This window comes from Streptomyces sp. NPDC007872, from assembly GCF_042868165.1.
Lineage (GTDB): Bacteria > Actinomycetota > Actinomycetes > Streptomycetales > Streptomycetaceae > Streptomyces.
This window is the reverse complement of record NZ_JBIAEA010000001.1, coordinates 736668-754082: the sequence shown is the minus strand read 5'-3', so window position 1 is coordinate 754082 and position 17415 is coordinate 736668. Positions and strand designations below refer to the sequence as shown.

General features: G+C 74.4%; 17 protein-coding genes, 2 tRNA genes and 1 pseudogene. 7 read left to right on the top strand and 13 right to left on the bottom strand.

Annotated elements, in window-relative coordinates; translation table 11 throughout:
• Nucleotides 1–22: 22 nt before the first annotated feature.
• The 8 genes from def to ACFYNX_RS02990 form a co-directional block, all read right to left on the bottom strand.
• Nucleotides 23–658, bottom strand: coding sequence for a peptide deformylase (gene def / locus ACFYNX_RS03025; protein ID WP_388657016.1), 636 nt, complete (start codon nt 656–658; stop codon nt 23–25).
• Between the two features lie 67 nt (nt 659–725).
• Nucleotides 726–1706, bottom strand: coding sequence for a hypothetical protein (locus tag ACFYNX_RS03020; RefSeq protein WP_125658568.1), 981 nt, complete (start codon nt 1704–1706; stop codon nt 726–728).
• A gap of 79 nt (nt 1707–1785) precedes the next feature.
• The gene (locus ACFYNX_RS03015) at nt 1786–3066 is read right to left on the bottom strand and encodes an HD-GYP domain-containing protein (protein WP_388657013.1); all 1281 of its coding nucleotides are present in this window, start codon (nt 3064–3066) and stop codon (nt 1786–1788) included.
• A complete protein-coding gene (locus ACFYNX_RS03010; protein ID WP_388657824.1) occupies nt 3063–4451 on the bottom strand; it encodes an HD-GYP domain-containing protein in 1389 nt (462 codons plus the stop codon). The genes ACFYNX_RS03015 and ACFYNX_RS03010 overlap by 4 nt, the downstream gene beginning before the upstream one ends.
• A gap of 148 nt (nt 4452–4599) precedes the next feature.
• Complete coding sequence (gene rsrA / locus ACFYNX_RS03005; RefSeq protein WP_365541250.1) at nt 4600–4908, bottom strand: mycothiol system anti-sigma-R factor; 309 nt, start codon at nt 4906–4908, stop codon at nt 4600–4602.
• On the bottom strand, nt 4905–5561 hold the full coding sequence (locus ACFYNX_RS03000; protein WP_030207302.1) for a sigma-70 family RNA polymerase sigma factor: 657 nt from the start codon (nt 5559–5561) through the stop codon (nt 4905–4907). The genes rsrA and ACFYNX_RS03000 overlap by 4 nt, the downstream gene beginning before the upstream one ends.
• Before the next feature lie 270 nt (nt 5562–5831).
• The gene (locus tag ACFYNX_RS02995) at nt 5832–6530 is read right to left on the bottom strand and encodes an alpha/beta family hydrolase (RefSeq protein WP_388657010.1); all 699 of its coding nucleotides are present in this window, start codon (nt 6528–6530) and stop codon (nt 5832–5834) included.
• A gap of 28 nt (nt 6531–6558) precedes the next feature.
• A complete protein-coding gene (locus ACFYNX_RS02990; protein WP_125658557.1) occupies nt 6559–7374 on the bottom strand; it encodes an SOS response-associated peptidase in 816 nt (271 codons plus the stop codon).
• 50 nt (nt 7375–7424) lie between these two features.
• On the opposite strand from ACFYNX_RS02990, the gene ACFYNX_RS02985 reads away from it, so the two are divergent.
• The 4 genes from ACFYNX_RS02985 to ACFYNX_RS02970 all read left to right on the top strand — a co-directional run bounded on the left by ACFYNX_RS02985 (nt 7425) and on the right by ACFYNX_RS02970 (nt 10912).
• Nucleotides 7425–8111 (top strand): M50 family metallopeptidase, encoded by a 687-nt coding sequence (locus ACFYNX_RS02985; RefSeq protein WP_388657007.1) that lies wholly within the window; start codon nt 7425–7427, stop codon nt 8109–8111.
• A gap of 20 nt (nt 8112–8131) precedes the next feature.
• The gene (gene aroA, locus ACFYNX_RS02980; protein WP_388657004.1) at nt 8132–9463 is read left to right on the top strand and encodes a 3-phosphoshikimate 1-carboxyvinyltransferase; all 1332 of its coding nucleotides are present in this window, start codon (nt 8132–8134) and stop codon (nt 9461–9463) included.
• Between the two features lie 3 nt (nt 9464–9466).
• Nucleotides 9467–10480, top strand: a complete 1014-nt coding sequence (rsgA, locus tag ACFYNX_RS02975; protein WP_365541243.1) for a ribosome small subunit-dependent GTPase A — start codon at nt 9467–9469, stop codon at nt 10478–10480.
• A 108-nt stretch (nt 10481–10588) separates the two neighbouring features.
• A complete protein-coding gene (locus ACFYNX_RS02970) occupies nt 10589–10912 on the top strand; it encodes a multidrug efflux SMR transporter (RefSeq protein ID WP_125658544.1) in 324 nt (107 codons plus the stop codon).
• On the opposite strand, the gene ACFYNX_RS02965 is transcribed toward ACFYNX_RS02970, so the two are convergent.
• Nucleotides 10804–11466 (bottom strand): TetR/AcrR family transcriptional regulator, encoded by a 663-nt coding sequence (locus ACFYNX_RS02965; RefSeq protein ID WP_365541239.1) that lies wholly within the window; start codon nt 11464–11466, stop codon nt 10804–10806. The genes ACFYNX_RS02970 and ACFYNX_RS02965 overlap by 109 nt on opposite strands.
• 156 nt (nt 11467–11622) lie before the next feature.
• On the opposite strand from ACFYNX_RS02965, the gene hisN reads away from it, so the two are divergent.
• Together hisN and ACFYNX_RS02955 are read left to right on the top strand one after the other, a co-directional pair.
• A complete protein-coding gene (hisN, locus tag ACFYNX_RS02960; RefSeq protein WP_125658538.1) occupies nt 11623–12435 on the top strand; it encodes a histidinol-phosphatase in 813 nt (270 codons plus the stop codon).
• A 159-nt stretch (nt 12436–12594) separates the two neighbouring features.
• On the top strand, nt 12595–12996 hold the full coding sequence (locus ACFYNX_RS02955; RefSeq protein ID WP_125658535.1) for a cyclic nucleotide-binding/CBS domain-containing protein: 402 nt from the start codon (nt 12595–12597) through the stop codon (nt 12994–12996).
• Nucleotides 12997–13071: 75 nt separating this feature from the next.
• Here ACFYNX_RS02955 and ACFYNX_RS02950 read toward each other — a convergent pair.
• A pseudogene (locus ACFYNX_RS02950) lies at nt 13072–14389 on the bottom strand (catalase).
• 78 nt (nt 14390–14467) lie between these two features.
• On the opposite strand from ACFYNX_RS02950, the gene ACFYNX_RS02945 reads away from it, so the two are divergent.
• Complete coding sequence (locus tag ACFYNX_RS02945) at nt 14468–14887, top strand: Fur family transcriptional regulator (RefSeq protein WP_388656999.1); 420 nt, start codon at nt 14468–14470, stop codon at nt 14885–14887.
• Nucleotides 14888–15018: 131 nt separating this feature from the next.
• Here ACFYNX_RS02945 and ACFYNX_RS02940 read toward each other — a convergent pair.
• From ACFYNX_RS02940 to ACFYNX_RS02930, 3 genes are all read right to left on the bottom strand, one after another.
• Nucleotides 15019–15092: transfer RNA gene (locus ACFYNX_RS02940), tRNA-Met, on the bottom strand.
• A gap of 74 nt (nt 15093–15166) precedes the next feature.
• Entirely contained in the window at nt 15167–17125 is a 1959-nt protein-coding gene (locus ACFYNX_RS02935; protein WP_388656996.1) for a sel1 repeat family protein, read from the bottom strand.
• Nucleotides 17126–17332: 207 nt separating this feature from the next.
• A tRNA-Met gene (locus ACFYNX_RS02930) sits at nt 17333–17406 on the bottom strand.
• Nucleotides 17407–17415 lie beyond the last annotated feature (9 nt).

Sequence of the window (17415 nt, the reverse complement as noted above, 5' to 3'; positions counted from 1 at the left end):
CGCGTGTGCACGCGCGCGTGGATCAGTCGTTCGGGACCGTCTCGTAGCGCGGGGTGCCCTCCTCCATCTGGCGCAGGGCGTCCTTGCGGTCCCGCTTGGAGAGGCGGTCGATGTAGAGGCGGCCATACAGGTGGTCCGTCTCGTGCTGGAGGCAGCGGGCGAAGTAGCCGGTGCCGCGGACCTTGATCGGGTTGCCCTGCGGGTCCTTGCCGTGGACCTCGGCGTAGTCCGGGCGGGCCAGCTCGGCGTAGGCGGTCGGCACGGAGAGGCAGCCCTCGTTGGACTCGTCCAGGACGCGGCGGTCCGCCGGCAGCTCCTGGAGCACCGGGTTGACCACGACGCCGGTGTGCCGGACGCCCTCGTCGTCCGGGCAGTCGTAGACGAAGACCTTGAGGTCCACGCCGATCTGGTTCGCGGCCAGGCCCACGCCCTCGGCGGCCTTCTGGCTGGCGAACATGTCGTCGATCAGCGCCGCGAGCTCGTCGCCGAACTCGGTGACGTCCTTGCACTCCTTGTGCAGCACGGGGTTGCCGACGACCGTGATCGGGCGGGCCTTGCCGCGTTCACGGTGGGCGAGCTCGCGCGCCTCGCAGTCCTCCGTGTCCACGACGAAGCCGTCGTTGATCTGCGTCTGCTCGTCCGTCTCCTGCTGCGCCATGTCCGGCCGCGCCTTCCTGAAAACCCGATTCCGTCGGAGGACAGCCTACGGGGAAGGGACGGGCCGCTCAGCAGACCTCTTCGAGATCCCGCCACTCGCGGCTGTCCGGGCTGTCCGCGACCCAGCCGTCGAGGAGTCCGCGCACGAGCCCGGCCGGGGCCGCGATGCCGCACTCCCGCTCCGGCACCCACAGCTCGCCGGGCGAGCGGTGGCCGAGCGGCCCGGGGTGCCCCGGCTCGCTGTGGTCGTGCGGGTCGGAGTGCTCGCCCTCGCCCTCGGCGCTCGGCATGGTCGACTCCGAACAGGCGCGGCAGAGCAGCCGCACGGAGGACGACCAGTCCTCGGCGGCGAAGCCCGCCTCGGCGGCCAACTGCTCCAGGGCGTCCCGGTCGGCCTCGGTGGCGGCCTCCAGGAGGACCACCCAGGTGGGGACGGGCGAGGGCGCCCACAGCTCGATCTCGTCGAAGACCGGGTAGGAGGGTCCGGCGGTGGTGGTCCGCTCGCCGTTCGGCACGCCGTCGTGGAGGACGACCTCGCCCCAGCGGCGCCCGGAGGACGGCAGCGGGATGGAGAGCACCTCCATCCGGGCCGGGTCGAGCCGGCGGCCCCACACGACCTCGGCCTCGCCCTCGGGCGAGAGCCGGACGGCGGCGCTGCCCAGGTCCATGCCGGCGGGCTCGCCCGTGCCGGAGGCGGCCCCGGGCACCCGCAGTCCGTACGCCTGCCAGGCGCGGCGGGCCAGCGGCCAGTCCTGGAGCGCGGTGGCGGCGATGCCGACGTTCCACCAGTCGGGAGCGCCGGTCTCCTTGTCGAGCAGGGCGACCGCGCGCAGCCCGGCGGCCCGGGCCTGCTCCCAGTCGTGCCGGAACTTGTGCAGCAGCGCCAGGTTGAACCAGGACTCGGAGAGCCAGGGCTCCAGGTCCGCCGCCCGCGTCAGGAGCGCGCCCGCGTCCTCGTACCGGCCGTCGCCGATCAGCGTGAACGCGCGGTCGGTGGCCTGCCGCCACGAGGCGGAGGGCCGATGCCGTACCTTCCCGAAGATCTTCACGATTCCCGCCTGCCGGTCGCTTCACCCTCTTGTTCGCATCCAACCATGCCCGGTCGGACGCGCGCTCATTACCCATGGGTTACCCAGGGACGACCGGGGTCATCCCGGCGGCCCCGCCCCGGGCCAGGACCCTGGCCAGGCACTCGACCACGTCCGGGTGGTGGTCCCGGGCGGTGCCGAGCCGGAGCCGCTCCAGGGCGTCCAGGACGGCGCCCGCTCCCCCTCCTGCCCCGGTTCCCGGCCCGGCACTCGTCAGGTCGTCGTAGGCGTTCACGGTCCGGACGATCCGGGCGGGCAGCGGCTGCTCGCGGTACGGGTCGGCCTGCCGCTCGACGATCACGGCGACGGCCGGCGGGACCCCGGTCCTGCGGACGACCTCGCCGCCCAGGAGCGCGATCCGGCGCTGCTCCTCGGCCGGCAGGAGGGCGGTGGCGCCGCCCTCGACCGGGTCGACGAGGGAGAGTTGGCCGATGTCGTGCATGAGCGCCGCGTGTTCGAGGACGGTCAGCTCGGCCCCGGAGAGGCCCAGCTCGCGTCCGACGGCCGCGCTGAGGGCGGCGACCCGGTGGGCGTGGCCGGGCGGGGTGCAGCCGGCGACCTCGGTCGCCCGTGCGAGGGAGGCGATGGTCTGCCGGTTGACGGTGCGCACGGCCTCGTACCGCCGGTGGGAGACGTGGGTGAGCAGCAGCGGGACGGCGAGCACGGGCAGGGCCCACAGCCCGGCGGCGGCGACGCCGAGGGCCATGACGGCGCCGGTGGCGCAGACGGCGGAGCCGATGCCGGGGAGGGCGCGCAGCTCGTCGCGGAGGAGGGGCCCGTACGGGAATCCCGTACGGGCGCGGAGCAGGAGGGCGGCGAGCACGGCGTCGCACAGGGCGGTCAGGACGAGCAGGAGCCCGAGGAAGAGGGCGTACGGGGGTCCCTCGCCGAGGTGCCGGACGACTGCGCCGGAGTTGTAGAGGGGCTGGAAGCAGAGCGCGGCGAAGCCGACGGTGAGGAGGCGGCGGGCGAGGTGGTCGGGGCCCGGGGTCCGGCCCCGGGCGAGGTGGGGGACGATCCCGGCGAGGCCCGCGGCGGTGACGACGGCGACGGTCTGGAGGACGCCGTGGGTGGTGGCGTTCCCGGCGCTCTGCCCGAGCAGGGCGTACGCGAGGGCTCCGGCGGCGGCGAGCGGCGCGGGTTCCCGCTCGCCGGGGGCGGCGCCCCGGCGGGCCAGCTCGCCGAGGGCGACGAGGGCGCCGAAGGCGAGCGCGTTGCCGGGCTGCTCGACGCCGTGCCAGAGGGTGGCGCCGAGGGCGGTGAGGCCGAGGAGCAGGGCGGCCGCGCGGACGGCGCCGACGGTGGCGGTGCCGGGCCTCACGCGCGCTCTTCCGAGGGGGTGGAGGACGCGGAGGACGAGGACGGGGCGGACGCCTCCCGGGCCTTGGGGACGCCCCCGCCGGACGGGGTCTCGTCGGCGGTGACGGCGGGCCGCCAGCCGTGCCGGTCCAGGGCCCGGACCAGGGCGCCGACCATCCGGGGGTCGAAGTGGGTGCCGGCGCACCGCTCCAGCTCGGCGACGGCGACGGGCACCGGCCGGGCGCGGCTGTAGGAGCGGTTGGAGGTCATGGCGTCGAAGGCGTCGGCGACGGCGACCATCCGGGCGAACTCGGGGATCTGCTCCCCGCGCAGGCCGTAGGGGTAGCCGCTGCCGTCCATGCGTTCGTGGTGGTGGAGGATCGCGGCCCGGGCCTCGTCGAGGAAGCCGATGCCCCGGACGATCTCGTGTCCGTACTCGGGGTGCAGTTCGATGACCCGGCGCTCCTCGGGGGTGAGGGGCCCGTCCTTGCGGAGCACCCGGGTGGGCACGCCCAGCTTCCCCACGTCGTGCAGGATGCCGGCGAAGCGGACGGCGTCGAGCCGGTCCTCGGGCATGCCGAGTTCGCGGGCGATGAGGACGGAGGCGTGGCCGACGCGCTCGCTGTGGCCCCGGGTGTAGCGGTCCTTGATGTCGACGGCCTGGACGAGGGCGCGGATGGTGGCCCGGTGGGCGGCGCGCTCGCGGTGGTACTGGGCGAAGACCCAGCAGGAGATGTACATGGGCAGGAGCACGAAGAGCCCCGCGACCGGCCCGTGGCTGCTGCGCCACAGGACGGCCATCATCAGCCCGGCGAGGCCGTGCACGGCGTGCGGGGCGAGCGCCCGGCCGAGCAGGCCGTGCCAGGCGGCCCGCGCGGGCAGTCCGTCGGCGGTGGCGCGGATGCCGCCGTCGAGGGCGGTCAGGACCAGGCAGAAGGCGAGGGCGGCGGCGCCGGCGGGCAGCAGCGCGTACGGGAGGTCGGGGGCGCTCCGGTCGTGGCCGAGGGCGGCCGGGCCGCCCAGGGCCCCGGCGGCGTGGGCGGCGGCCCAGGCGGCGAGGGCCGTGGCGGCGGCCCGCCAGGCGCGGCGCGGCGTGGCCGGGGGCTCCTCGACGCGGGTGAGGAGGCTGCCGGGCACGGCGGTGAGCGCGGCGGCGGCGGGCGGCAGGAGCAGCGCGGCGGCGAGGAGGACGGGGAAGAAGGAGCCGGTGCCCATCGGGACGGAGCCGCCGAGCGCGCGGCCCAGGAGGGGGCAGCGGGCGGGCAGCTCGCAGAGCGCGTACAGGGCGGCGAGGAGCGCGATCGACTCCCAGGGCGCGCCGGGGCGCAGCGCGGGCAGGACGCACGCGCCGGCGGCGAGCAGGGTACAGCCGATGTACACGCGGGCCGCCGGGGGGACGACCTTCACACCCGTCATCCCCGTCACGCTAGCGAGTCGGGCGGCCCGCGACGGCGCGCCGGGACCGATTCGCACCATCGGGTGATACAAGCCGACTTACGCCGGAGGCCGCCGTGACGCGATCACGACGGCCTCCGCCCGGGACGCGGGCCGGGCGCTACTCCTGCGGCGCGGGCGCGCTCGCCGTGACGTCCTCCTCGGGCGCCAACTGGCCGGCGCGGATCAGCTCGATCCGGCCCATGACCTTGGCCCGCAGGTCGGTGGGGACGTCGTCACTGCCGCAGCAGCGCTTGACGAGCTTCTTCACCGCCTGCTCCAGGCCGTACTTCTCCAGGCACGGGGAGCACTCCTCGAAGTGCACCTCGAACTTGGTGCAGTCGCTGTCGGGCATCTCGTGGTCGAGGAACTCGTAGAGATGGTCCAGGACCTCTGAGCAGTCCGTCTCGTGCGGCTCTCCGCAGCTCATGAGCCCGAGCCTTTCAGATCGTTCGACGACTCTCCGGCGCCCGCGGGAACCAGCCCGCGGTCGCGGGCGTAGTCCTCGAGCATGCCGCGCAACTGGCGGCGGCCCCGGTGCAGCCGGGACATCACCGTACCGATGGGTGTCCCCATGATGTCCGCGATCTCCTTGTACGCAAAGCCCTCGACATCGGCGAGGTAGACGGCGATGCGGAACTCCTCGGGGATCGCCTGCAGCGCTTCCTTCACGTCGGAGTCGGGAAGGTGGTCGAGCGCCTGGGACTCGGCGGAGCGCAGGCCGGTCGACATGTGCGACTCGGCGCGGGCGAGCTGCCAGTCCTCGATCTCCTCGGCGGCGCTGCGCTGGGGCTCGCGCTGCTTCTTGCGGTACGAGTTGATGAAGGTGTTCGTGAGGATGCGGTACAGCCACGCCTTGAGGTTCGTGCCCTCGCGGAACTGGTGGAAGGACCCGTACGCCTTGGCGTAGGTCTCCTGCACCAGGTCCTCCGCGTCCGCGGGGTTGCGCGTCATGCGCAGCGCGGCCGAGTACATCTGGTCGAGGTAGCCGAGGGCGTCCCGCTCGAAGCGCGCGTTGCGCTCCTCGGTCGTCTCCTCGGGGCCGTCGTCGGTCCCTGTGTCGGTCCCAGTGACCGGACCCACCTCCTCCAGCGCGCCGGCGAGCCCGGGGGCGGACCCGCTCGTTTCGGAGGATAGACGAGGAACCGCTCCGCCCGCCGCCCGAATCGAGGCGCCCTTGGGCGCGGGCAGCACCGTCCAGTCGAGGTCAGCGCCCTGCGCGCGCTCCGGGCAGATGGTCGAACCCATGCGACGGACTCCCTCTCCTTGCTCTTCCCTGCTGTCGTACGACGTACGGAACAACAGTGCTCCCCCGCCCGGCATTCCCGGTGCGGGGGCGCGGCGGACAGGGCGTCAGCGCAGGGCGCCGAGCCACTCGGCGACGCCGTCCACGAGGAGCCCGAGGGCCTCCTCCTGACCGAGGGGGGCGCGCTTGGGCAGGGCGAAGCCGTGGTCGCCGTACGGGACCTCGACGAGGCGGTACGGGCCGTCCGGGAACTCCCCGGGGCGGCCGAAGGGGTCGCTGCCGCCCTGGACCACGAGGGTGGGCAGGCCGGTGCCGAGGAGCTCGCCGGCGCGGGACCTCTCCGGCTTCCCCGGCGGGTGCAGCGGGAAGCCCAGGGCGAGGACGGCCGCCGCGCCCAGCTCGCGGCCGGTGCGGCAGGCGACCCGGGCACCGGCGCTGCGGCCGCCCGCGACCACGGGGAGGCCGGGCTTCGCGAGGGCGGGCCAGAGGCCGCGCCAGGCGGTGTCGAGGGTCTTGGGGACGGGCGCGAGCTTCTTGCCCGCGACCCGCCAGGGCTGTTCGACGAGGGCGACGGTCACGCCCCGGGCGGGCAGGGCCCCGGCCAGGGCCCGGAGGTCGCGGGCCTCGGTCCCGCCGCCGGCGCCGTGGCCGAGGGCGAGGACGGTCCGCGGCTCCGTGCCCGCGTCCGGCTCGTACCAGGTGACGCGGGCGTCGCCGGCGTCGGTGGGGACGGTCTCACGGCGCGTCGCCCCGTCGGTCGGGACGGTCTCGCGGCGCGTCGCCCCGTCGGTCGCTTCATCGGTCACGCCCTCATCCTGCCGCGCGGGCGGCGGTTCAGAAGAGCGTGCCCTCCTCCGGGCCCTCCAGCTCCGTCAGGAGTTCGGGGCCGTTGTTGCGGACGTTGCTGACGGCCGTCGGCACCGGGTAGGCCCGCATCAGGCCCTCCGGCGGCGGGGCGAGCAGCCCGCGCAGCTCGTCGGGGTCGGTGTTCTCCGGGGAGAGCCAGGCGTCCCAGCGGTCCTCGGTCAGCATCAGCGGCATCCGGGGGTGGATCTCGGCGAGCGAGCGGGGCCCCTCGGCCGGGGCCACGCCCAGCGGCCCGGTCTCCGCCTCCGTGGTGATCACCGAGCAGGTCACCCACCAGGAGGAGGGGTGGTCGTCGGGGAGGGTCCGGTCGCGCCAGAACTCGTACAGGCCCGCCATCGCGAAGACCGAGCCGTCCGCCGGGGTCACGAAGTACGGCTGCTTCCGCGGCCGCTTCTTCTTCCCCTCGACCTCCAGGTCCCGCTCCGCCGTCCCGGTCACCCATTCGTAGTAGCCGTCGGCGGGAATGACGCAGCGGCGGGAGGCGAAGGCCCGCTTGAAGGAGGGCTTCTCGTGGAGGGTCTCGGCCCGCGCGTTGATCATCCGGGCGGCGCCGTCCGGGTTCTTCGCCCAGGAGGGGACGAGTCCCCACTTCAGGGTGCGCAACTGGCGAACCGGTTCCTTGGAATCCGCGTCCTTCAGAGGACGCTCCAGAACGGCCCAGACCCGTTTGGTGGGGGCCACGTTCCAGTCGGGGGCCAGGGTCTCCTCCGGGTCCCACCGCTCCACCCCGAAGGTCTCCACGAGGTCCTCGGGCCGTCGACTCGATGCAAAGCGTCCGCACATACGTGCCACACTGCCACGATCCCGCCCGCGACCGAGGAGCCTTCAGCCGAATGAACGACGTCCTCGGCATCCAGCCCGCCCCGGACGAGTGGATCGTCTGGCTCACCGCCGGCTGCGCGCTGTGCCTGGTCCTGTTCCGGCGGCTCTGGCTGCCGGCCCGCAACGCGATCACCATCGCCCACGAGGGCGGGCACGGCATCGTGGCCCTGGCCGCCGGCCGCCGCCTCGAAGCGATCCGGCTGCACTCGGACACCAGCGGTCTGACCGTGTCCCGGGGCCGCCCGACCGGCCTCGGGATAGTCCTCACCCTGGCCGCGGGCTATCCGGCGGCCCCGCTGCTCGGGCTCGGCGGCGCGGCCCTGCTCGGCACCCACCGGACCACGCTGCTGCTGTGGGCGGCGACCGCGCTGCTCCTCGCGCTCCTGGTGATGGTCCGCAACGCGTACGGGATTCTCACCGTCCTGTCGACGGGCGCCGCGTTCCTCCTCGTCTCCCTGTTCACCGGGCCCGACGTGCAGGGGGCCTTCGCCTGCGCGGCGGTCTGGTTCCTCCTTATGGGCGGTGTCCGGCCGGCATTCGAACTCCAGGCGAAGCGGCGCCGGGGCGGCACACCGGACTCGGACGCGGACCAGCTCGCGCACCTCACCCACGTGCCCGCCGGGGTGTGGCTGGTCTTCTTCCACACGGTGTCGATCTGCTGCCTGATCGGCGGCGGGCGCTGGCTCCTGCGCTTCTGACGCCCCCGTACAGTGAGGGCATGACCGCAGCAGCTTCCCCGCACACCGACCCGTCCACCGACCTCTGGCCCGCTCCGTACGCGCGTGGCGCCGTCGACGCGACCGTCACCGTGCCCGGGTCGAAGTCGGTCACGAACCGCGCCCTGGTGCTCGCCGCCCTCGCCGCCGAGCCCGGCTGGCTGCGCCGCCCCCTGCGCTCCCGGGACACCCTCCTGATGGCCGAGGCGCTCCGTACGCTCGGTGTGGGGATCGAGGAGGGCGTGGGTCCGGACGGGTCCGGCGAGGCCTGGCGGATCATCCCCGCGCCGCTGCGCGGCCCCGCGGCCGTCGACGTCGGCAACGCGGGCACGGTCATGCGCTTCCTGCCGCCGGTCGCGGCGCTCGCGGACGGCCCGGTGCGCTTCGACGGCGACCCCCGCTCCCACGAGCGCCCGCTGCACGGCGTGATCGACGCGCTGCGCGCGCTGGGCGCCCGGATCGAGGACGACGGCCGGGGCGCGCTGCCGATGACCGTGCACGGCACCGGCGGCCTGGACGGCGGCGCGGTCGAGATCGACGCCTCCTCGTCCTCCCAGTTCGTCAGCGCCCTGCTGCTCTCCGCGCCCCGCTTCAACCAGGGCGTGGAGGTGCGGCACGTGGGGTCGCGGCTGCCCTCGATGCCGCACATCCGGATGACGGTCGACATGCTGCGCGCGGTCGGCGCCCGGGTGGACGAGCCGGAGCACGGTGGCGAGCCGGACGTGTGGCGGGTGGCGCCCTCCGCGCTGCGCGGCCGCGACCTGGTCGTGGAGCCGGACCTGTCGAACGCGCAGCCGTTCCTGGCGGCCGCGCTGGTGACCGGCGGCCGGGTGACGGTCCGGGACTGGCCCGCGCGGACCACCCAGCCCGGTGACGCGCTGCGGGAGATCTTCACCGAGATGGGTGGTTCCTGCGAGCTGACCGAGGCGGGTCTGACCTTCACCGGCACGGGCCGGATCCACGGCATCGACGTGGACCTCGGCGAGGTCGGCGAGCTGACCCCGGGCATCGCGGCGGTCGCTGCCCTCGCCGACTCCCCGTCCACCCTGCGCGGGGTCGCCCACCTGCGGCTGCACGAGACGGACCGGCTCGCGGCGCTCACCAAGGAGATCAACGAGCTGGGCGGGGACGTGACGGAGACCGAGGACGGTCTGCACATCCGCCCGCGCCCGCTGCACGGCGGCGTCTTCCGCACGTACCACGACCACCGGATGGCGACGGCCGGCGCGGTCATCGGCCTGGCGGTCGAGGGTGTGGAGATCGAGGACGTGGCGACGACCGCCAAGACCTTGCCCGACTTCCCGACGATGTGGACCGAAATGCTCGGGGTCTGAGCGATGCGGCGCTACGGCAAGAACACCGACGAGGACGACATCCGCCAGCGGCCCAACCGCAAGGGGACCCGTCCCCGGACCAGCATCCGGCCGAAGCACGAGGACGCCGTCGAGGGCATGGTCCTCACCGTCGACCGGGGCCGCCTCACCTGTCTGGTCGGCGACCGGCCCGTGACGGCGATGAAGGCGCGCGAGCTGGGCCGCAAGGCCGCCGTGGTCGGCGACCGGGTGTCGCTGGTGGGCGACCTGTCCGGCGAGAGGGACACCCTCGCCCGGATCGTGCGGATCGGGGAGCGCTCCTCGGTGCTGCGCCGCACGGCCGACGACGACGACCCGTACGAGCGGGTGGTCGTCGCCAACGCCGACCAGTTGGCGATCGTCACCGCGCTCGCCGACCCCGAGCCGCGGCCCCGGCTGATCGACCGCTGTCTGGTCGCCGCGTACGACGGCGGCCTCTCCCCGCTCCTCGTGCTCACCAAGTCGGACCTGGCGTCGCCGGACGCGCTCCTGGAGATGTACGGGGCGCTGGGCGTGCCGCACGTGGTGACCACCCGGGACGAGTTCGTCGACGGGGCCGCCGCCGAGCGGGTCCACGAACACCTCAAGGGCCGGACCACCGCGTTCGTGGGGCACTCCGGCGTCGGCAAGACGACCCTCGTCAACGCCCTGGTGCCGCCGGAGCGGCGGCGCACCACCGGCGTGGTGAACGCGGTCACGGGCCGCGGCCGGCACACCACGACCTCGGCGCTCGCCCTGCCGCTCGACGACGAGGAGGGCGGCTGGGTGATCGACACCCCGGGCGTGCGCTCCTTCGGCCTGCACCACGTCGACCCGTCCCGGGTGATCCTCGCCTTCCCCGACCTCGTGCCGGGCACGGAGAACTGCCCGCGCGCGTGCAGCCACGACGAGCCGGACTGCGCCCTGGACGCGTACGTGGCGGAGGGACACGCCGATCCGGCGCGCCTCGTCTCGCTGCGGCGGCTCCTGGCGACCAGGGAGCGACGCGAGGGGGACTGAGGCGCGAGGGGGCCGAGCCGTCCGCGTTTACGCCCGTTCGGTACAGGTAAGTGCATAATCGCACCGAGTGCGACGAAGCAGTCACCGACGGCGTGGGAGGCACTGACGATGGCGTGGCTGCTGGTGGTGGTGGCCGGGTTCCTGGAAACGGGCTTCGCGGTCTGCCTCAAGCTCTCTCACGGGTTCACGCGCCTGTGGCCGACGATCGCCTTCGCCTCCTTCGCCCTGGGCAGCTTCGGACTGCTCACGCTGGCGCTGCGGAAGCTCGACGTGGGTCCGGCGTACGCGGTGTGGACGGGGATCGGCGCGGCAGGGACCGCGATCTACGGCATGGTCTTCCTGGGGGACGTGGTCTCCACGCTCAAGATCGTCTCGATCACCCTGGTGATCGTGGGCGTCATCGGGCTCCAGCTCTCCGGCTCCGCGCACTGACCCTCCGCCCTCCGCGCCCCCGCGGCCGTTCCGTACGGCACCGGGGGCGCGACGACGTGGCTGAGGGCGGTCCTGACGGCGAGTTCGCACCCCGCCGCCCACCGCTCGTCCGCGCAGGCCACGACGGCCGCCACCAGTTCCCCCGGCGCGGGCGGCCCCGCGTCGGCGCGGCGCTGGGCGGGGACGGCCGCGGGCCGGGCGCCCGGCCTGGCCGGCCGGGGCGCCGGGAGCCGCGCGTCCCAGGCGCCGGTGAGCAGGGCCCGCAGGACCGGCCGGGCGGCGGCCCGGACCACGATCCACTCGGCGAGGGCGGCGAGGGTCCGGCCGGGCGGACCCGGGGCGGCGAGCAGGTGCCGGACGCCCTGGAGGTAGGCGTCGGCCTCCCGGCGCACGAGCGCGCGGGCGAGCCCGTCCTTGCTGCCGAACTCGTTGTAGAGGGTCTGCCGGGAGACCCGGGCGGCGGTGGCGAGGTCGGCCATCCGCACGGCGGACCACGGCCGGTGCGCGAGCGCGGCGAGCGCCGCGTCGAGCAGGGCCTCGCGGGCAGTCGGCATCGGCGCCTCCCGGGCCGTACGGTTCGGTGCGGGGACCGGCACGCTCCGTGCGCGGGCCCGTACACAGCGTCGGCAGGCGTGCGCGCGCTGTCAAGGAGCCGGGGCGTCCGTGGACGGTTCCGCCGACCGCGATCACCCGGGGATAGAGTGCCGACCATGGCCGATTACCACGATGACCTGCGCCTCGCCCACGTCCTCGCCGACGCCGCCGACGCGGCCACCATGGACCGCTTCCAGGCGCTCGACCTGAAGGTCGAGACGAAGCCGGACATGACCCCGGTGAGCGAGGCCGACAAGGCGGCGGAGGAGCTGATCCGCGGTCAGCTCCAGCGGGCCAGGCCGCGCGACGCGATCCTGGGCGAGGAGTACGGCGTGGAGGGCTCGGGCCCGCGCCGCTGGGTGATCGACCCGATCGACGGGACGAAGAACTACGTGCGCGGGGTGCCGGTCTGGGCGACCCTGATCGCGCTGATGGAGGCCGGGGAGACGGGCTTCCAGCCGGTGGTGGGCGTGGTGTCGGCCCCGGCGCTCGGCCGCCGCTGGTGGGCGGCGAAGGGCCTCGGGGCGTACACGGGCCGCAGCCTGGCCTCGGCGTCCCGGATCGGGGTCTCGAAGGTCGCCTCCCTGGCGGACGCCTCGTTCGCGTACTCCTCGCTGAGCGGCTGGGAGGAGCGGGGCCGCCTCGACGGCTTCCTGGACCTCACGCGCGCGTGCTGGCGGACGCGAGCGTACGGCGACTTCTGGCCGTACATGATGGTCGCGGAGGGCTCCGTGGACATCTGCGCGGAGCCGGAGCTGTCGCTGTGGGACATGGCGGCGGTGTCGATCGTGGTCCAGGAGGCCGGCGGCACGTACACGGGCCTGGACGGGCGGCACGGGCCGCACAGCGGGAACGCGGCGGCCTCCAACGGCCTGCTCCACGGCGAGCTGCTCGCGTACCTGAACCAGCGGGCGCCCGAGGAGGGCTGACCACCCCTCAGTAAGGGGCCCGGCGCTCCCGGACACCCCGGCGCGCTCCCGGGAACGCCTCGCGCGCCCCCTTGTCGGGCCCCTCCCCCGGTGCCACTCTGAGACTCCCCCCACTTGTGAACTTGTGAAAGAGTTCTCGAACCGGAGGTGGTCCCTTCCATGCTCGTCCGCGACGCCATGAGTCCCGTGACCCTCACCATCGGCCCGGCCCACACCCTCCGCCAGGCGGCACGACTGATGTCGGCGCGCCGCGTCGGCGCCGCCGTCGTCCAGGACGGGGATTCCGGCGGCATCGGCATCCTCACCGAGCGCGACATCCTCGACGCCGTCGGCGCCGACCGGAACCCCGACCACGAGACCGCCGACGCCCACACCACCCGGGACGTCGTCTTCGCCGCGCCCACCTGGACGCTCGCGGAGGCGGCCGAGGCCATGACCCGCGGGGGCTTCCGCCACCTGGTCGTCCTCGACGACCACGGGCCGGTCGGGATCGTCTCCGTGCGCGACATCGTGCGCTGCTGGATCCCGGTGCACAGCGCCGGTGCCGGCGCCGCCGCCTGAGCACGTGCGAGCGGGCCGGCCCCTTCCCGTACAGATACGGGCGGGGCCGGCCCTCCTCTCCTCGGCAGGCCGCCGTCAGCCGCGCAGGGCCTGGACCGCGGTCTCCAGCCGCTTGCCGAAGTCTCCGTCCGCGCTGCGGAAGTTGTCGATCGCCCGCTCGGCGATGCCATCGCGCGAGACCTTGGCGATGAAGCCCGCCAGGTTCTCGACGAGGCGGCCCTTCTCGTCCTCGGACATCAGGCGGTAGAGGTTCCCCGCCTGCACGAAGTCGTCGTCCTCGGCGTGGAGCGGGGCGGCGTGGTCACCGGTGGAGCCCGTGACCGGGACCGGCTGCCACAGCGGACGGCCGGTCTGCCGCGGGCCGCCGAAGCTGTTCGGCTCGTAGTTCTTCGCGCCGCCGTGGCGGCCGTCGTAGAGGAACCCGTCGCGCGCGTTCGTGCGCGCCTCGGTGGCGTGCGGGCGGTTCACCGGCAGGTGGTCGGCGTTGATGCCGACGCGGTAGCGGTGGGCGTCGCCGTAGGCGAAGAGGCGGCCCTGGAGCATCTTGTCGGGGGACGGGCCGATGCCCGGCACGAAGTGCGCGGGGCTGAAGACCGACTGCTCGACCTCGGCGAAGGCGTTCTCCGGGTTGCGGTTGAGCTCCAGCTTGCCGATCTCGATCGGCGGGTGGTCCTCGTGCGGCCACACCTTGGTGAGGTCGAACGGGTTGAAGCGGTAGGCCGCCGCCTCGGCCGCGGGCATGATCTGGACCTGCACGGTCCAGCTCGGGAAGTCGCCGCGCTCGACGGCCTCGCGCAGGTCGCGCTGGTGCGAGTCGGGGTGCTCGCCGGCGAGCCGGTCGGCCCCGGCCCGGGTGAGGTTCTTGACGCCCTGGTCGGTCTTGAAGTGGTACTTGACCCAGAAGACCTCGCCGGCCTCGTTGTTCCACTGGTACGCGTGCGAGCCGTAGCCGTTCACGTGGCGGTACGAGGCGGGGATGCCGCGGTCGCCGAAGAGCCACTTGACGGCATCCCTGACGAAGAAGACCGGGGTGTTGTTGCCGACGAGGTCGTAGTTGCCCTCCTCGGTGTAGAACTTCAGCGCCCAGCCGCACGGGTCGCGGACCGCGTCGGCCGCGCCGAGGCTGCCCGCGACGGTGGAGAAGCGCAGGAAGGTCTCGGTCTCCTTGCCGACCCCGGAGAGGAATGCGGCGCGCGTCCACCGCGAGACGTCCCGGGTCACGGTGAAGGTGCCGTAGGCGCCCGCCCCGCGCGCGTGGACCACGTTCCCCCACTGCCCTGAAGACGTGGGGGACCCCCACCGGGATGCGCTCGCGGTTGAAGCGGGCGAGCTTCTCCAGGAGGAGCTGGTCCTGGAGGAGGACCGGTCCGCCGACGCCCGCGGTCTCGCTCATTGGACAAAGTCCAAGTCAATTCCAGATCCAAAGTCACACTTGTTCGCGATCTTGTCACCGACTGTTAGGCTGGCCCTCATGAGCGACCTGTTGGAACGACTGCGCGGACGTGGCTGGCGCATGACCGCGCAGCGGCGCGTCGTGGCCGAAGTCCTCGACGGGGACCACGTCCACCTGACCGCCGACGAGGTCCACGCGCGCGCCGTGACGCGGCTGCCGGAGATCTCGCGCGCGACCGTCTACAACACGCTGGGCGAGATGGTCACCCTCGGCGAGGTCATCGAGGTGGCCACCGACGGGCGCGCCAAGCGGTACGACCCGAACGCCCACCGTCCGCACCAGCACCTGGTCTGCGGCCGGTGCGGCGCGATCCGCGACGTGCACCCGGGCGGCGACCCGCTGGCGGACCTGCCGGACGGCGAGCGCTTCGGCTTCACGATCTCCGAGGTCGAGGTCACGTACCGGGGCGTCTGCCCGAGCTGCGCCACGCCGGCCTGACCCGAACGCGAGAAGCCCCCGCTCCGGCGGGGGCTTCTTCATGCCCCGGTCCGGATGCACGTGCCCAGGTCCGGATACGACGAAGGCCCGGATCCGAGTGCATCGGATCCGGGCCTTCGTTTGCTACTGAGTAGCGGGGACAGGATTTGAACCTGCGACCTCTGGGTTATGAGCCCAGCGAGCTACCGAGCTGCTCCACCCCGCGTCGGTGAACCCAATCTTACGGCTCCTCCGTCACCGACGCAAATCCGTTAACGCCCGCCGCCTCCGGCCCCGCTGTCACGCCGTGAGTTCCTGGTGCAGCGCCTCGCTCAGCCGCGCCGCCCGCTCGGCGACCTCCGCCGGGCCCAGCTCGACCGCGCGGGCGCACCAGCGGCGCCCCTCGGTGAGCTCGCCCCGGCGCGCCGCGAGCAGCGCGAGCCGGAGCGCGGCCCGGCCGTGGCCGGCCCGGGCGGCCCGGGTCCACCACAGGGACGCCTCGCGCTCGCTGCCCTCGCGGGCGAGGAGCAGGCCCAGGTTGAAGGCGCCGTTGCGGCTGCCCGCCTCGGCGGCCTCGCGGTACCAGCGGTCGGCCTCCGCCAGGTCGCCCCGCGCGGCGGCGAGCATCCCGACCCGCACCTGGGCGCGCCGGTGGCCCTGCCGGGCGGCCCGCTCGTACCACTCCTCGCACTCGCTCTTCTCCTCGCGGGAGGCGCCGAGCACGGCGGGGCCGGGCTCGGGGCGGCGCGCGTCGAGCACCGAGGCGAGCCGGAAGGCGGCCTCGGCGCTGCCGCCGCCCGCCGCGCACCGCAGGTGCCGCTCGGCGGTCAGCTCGTCGCCGTCGCGCAGGGCGGCGATGCCGACCTGGAGGGCGGCCTCGGTGTGCCCGGCGGCGGCGGCCCGCTCGTACCAGACGAGGGCCGTGCGGTCGTCGTCGCGGCCCGCGTGCAGGATGCCCAGGTTGAAGGCGGCGTCCACGCTGCCGGCCTCGGCGGCCTTGGAGAACCACGGCTCGGCGCCGTTCGCGTCGCCGGCCTGGAGGAGCAGTACGGCGAGCGCGTTGGCCGCCTCGCGGTGGCCCGCGTAGGCGGCCCGCCGGTACCACTGCTCGGCCTGCGGGATGCGGTCCTGGGCGGCACAGAGCAGCCCGAGGTTGTAGGCGCCGTTGACGTCCCCGGCGTCCGTGGCGGCCCGGTACCAGCGCTCGGCGGTCTGCTGCTCGCCCCGGGCCGCGTGCAGGGCCCCCAGGGCGTTGGCGGCGTTGCCGTCGCCGTCCTGGGCGGCCCGCAGCCACCACACGGCGGCGCTCTCCTCGTCGCCCGCGTCGCGGAGCAGGAAGCCGAGCGCGCAGGCGGCCCTGGCCTCGCCCTCCTTGGCGGAGCTGAGGTACCAGCGGCCGGCCTCCTTCAGCTCGCCGCGCTGCTCCAGGAGGACCCCGAGGTGGAGCGCGGCCCGCCGGTGCCCGCGCGCGGCGGCCTGCCGGAACCACTGCTCGGCCTCGGCGAGTTCACCCACGGGCTCGGCGGCCGGACCGTCCGGCGCGGCGCCGGGGGTCGCCCCCGCGGCGCTCTTGACGGCCTCGGGAACCGGGAGCCGGGTGCCGGTGGCGTGCGGGCCGCGGGGCGTCTCGGTGGCGCGCCGCTCCAGGGCCATGGCGAGCCGGTAGGCGGCCTCGCGGTGCCCCTGCTCGGCGGCGGCGCGCAGCCAGCGCTCGGCCCCGACATCACCGCGGTGCTCCAGGAGGTCGGCGAGGGCGTACGCGCCGAGGGCGTGGCCCTGCTCGGCGGCCTGGCGCAGCCAGTACTCGGCGGCGGGCTCGTCGCCGCGCTCGCGGTGGTGGCGGCCGAGCGCGTGGGCGGCGGGGGCGGAGCCGGCGACGGCGGCGACCCGCCACCAGCCGGCGGCCTCGTCGGCGTAGCCGCGCTGGTGCAGCAGGACGCCCAGGTTGTTGGCGGCGGCCCGGTCCCCCTCGGCGGTGGCGGCGCGCAGGTAGGGCTCGGCGCCGTCGAGGTCGCCGCGGCGCAGCAGCATGGCGCCGAGGGCGCTGATCGAGGCGAGGTCGCCGCGCTCGGCGGCGCGGCGGTGCCGGGCCTCGGTCTCGGTCTCGTTCTCGGTGTCGGCATCGGCCACGGCGGTGGTGCCGAGGCCCGGGTCGGCGGCCCCCGCCGCCTCGATGATCTCGTCCGCGGCATTCCTGGCATGCCGCTGCACAAACCGCCCTGTCTCCAACAGAGTTGCCCTGTCCCCCATAAATACCATCGTCGCACCACCCGCCACCCGAGCACACCTGGTAAACCGCAGCCAGTGAGGTCACTCAGCGTTTTGTCGACATGCCCACAGAGAGACAAGTCAAACACGACTCACGCCAACTCGCCCCTTCCCTACCGCTCTTCGGTACCCCGTGGCACGTCGACACACGACGAGGGCCCGGATCCTTATGGATCCGGGCCCTCGTTTGCCACAGAGTAGCGGGGACAGGATTTGAACCTGCGACCTCTGGGTTATGAGCCCAGCGAGCTACCGAGCTGCTCCACCCCGCGTCGGTGACG

Bases quoted from the DNA above. Each gene is read 5' to 3' on its own strand.
- def (WP_388657016.1), bottom strand. From the start codon at position 658: ATGGCGCAGCAGGAGACGGACGAGCAGACGCAGATCAACGACGGCTTC.
- rsrA (WP_365541250.1), bottom strand. From the start codon at position 4,908: ATGAGCTGCGGAGAGCCGCACGAGACGGACTGCTCAGAGGTCCTGGAC.
- ACFYNX_RS02990 (WP_125658557.1), bottom strand. From the start codon at position 7,374: ATGTGCGGACGCTTTGCATCGAGTCGACGGCCCGAGGACCTCGTGGAG.
- ACFYNX_RS02985 (WP_388657007.1), top strand. From the start codon at position 7,425: ATGAACGACGTCCTCGGCATCCAGCCCGCCCCGGACGAGTGGATCGTC.
- aroA (WP_388657004.1), top strand. From the start codon at position 8,132: ATGACCGCAGCAGCTTCCCCGCACACCGACCCGTCCACCGACCTCTGG.
- rsgA (WP_365541243.1), top strand. From the start codon at position 9,467: ATGCGGCGCTACGGCAAGAACACCGACGAGGACGACATCCGCCAGCGG.
- ACFYNX_RS02970 (WP_125658544.1), top strand. From the start codon at position 10,589: ATGGCGTGGCTGCTGGTGGTGGTGGCCGGGTTCCTGGAAACGGGCTTC.
- ACFYNX_RS02965 (WP_365541239.1), bottom strand. From the start codon at position 11,466: ATGCCGACTGCCCGCGAGGCCCTGCTCGACGCGGCGCTCGCCGCGCTC.
- hisN (WP_125658538.1), top strand. From the start codon at position 11,623: ATGGCCGATTACCACGATGACCTGCGCCTCGCCCACGTCCTCGCCGAC.
- ACFYNX_RS02955 (WP_125658535.1), top strand. From the start codon at position 12,595: ATGCTCGTCCGCGACGCCATGAGTCCCGTGACCCTCACCATCGGCCCG.
- ACFYNX_RS02945 (WP_388656999.1), top strand. From the start codon at position 14,468: ATGAGCGACCTGTTGGAACGACTGCGCGGACGTGGCTGGCGCATGACC.
- ACFYNX_RS02935 (WP_388656996.1), bottom strand. From the start codon at position 17,125: ATGGTATTTATGGGGGACAGGGCAACTCTGTTGGAGACAGGGCGGTTT.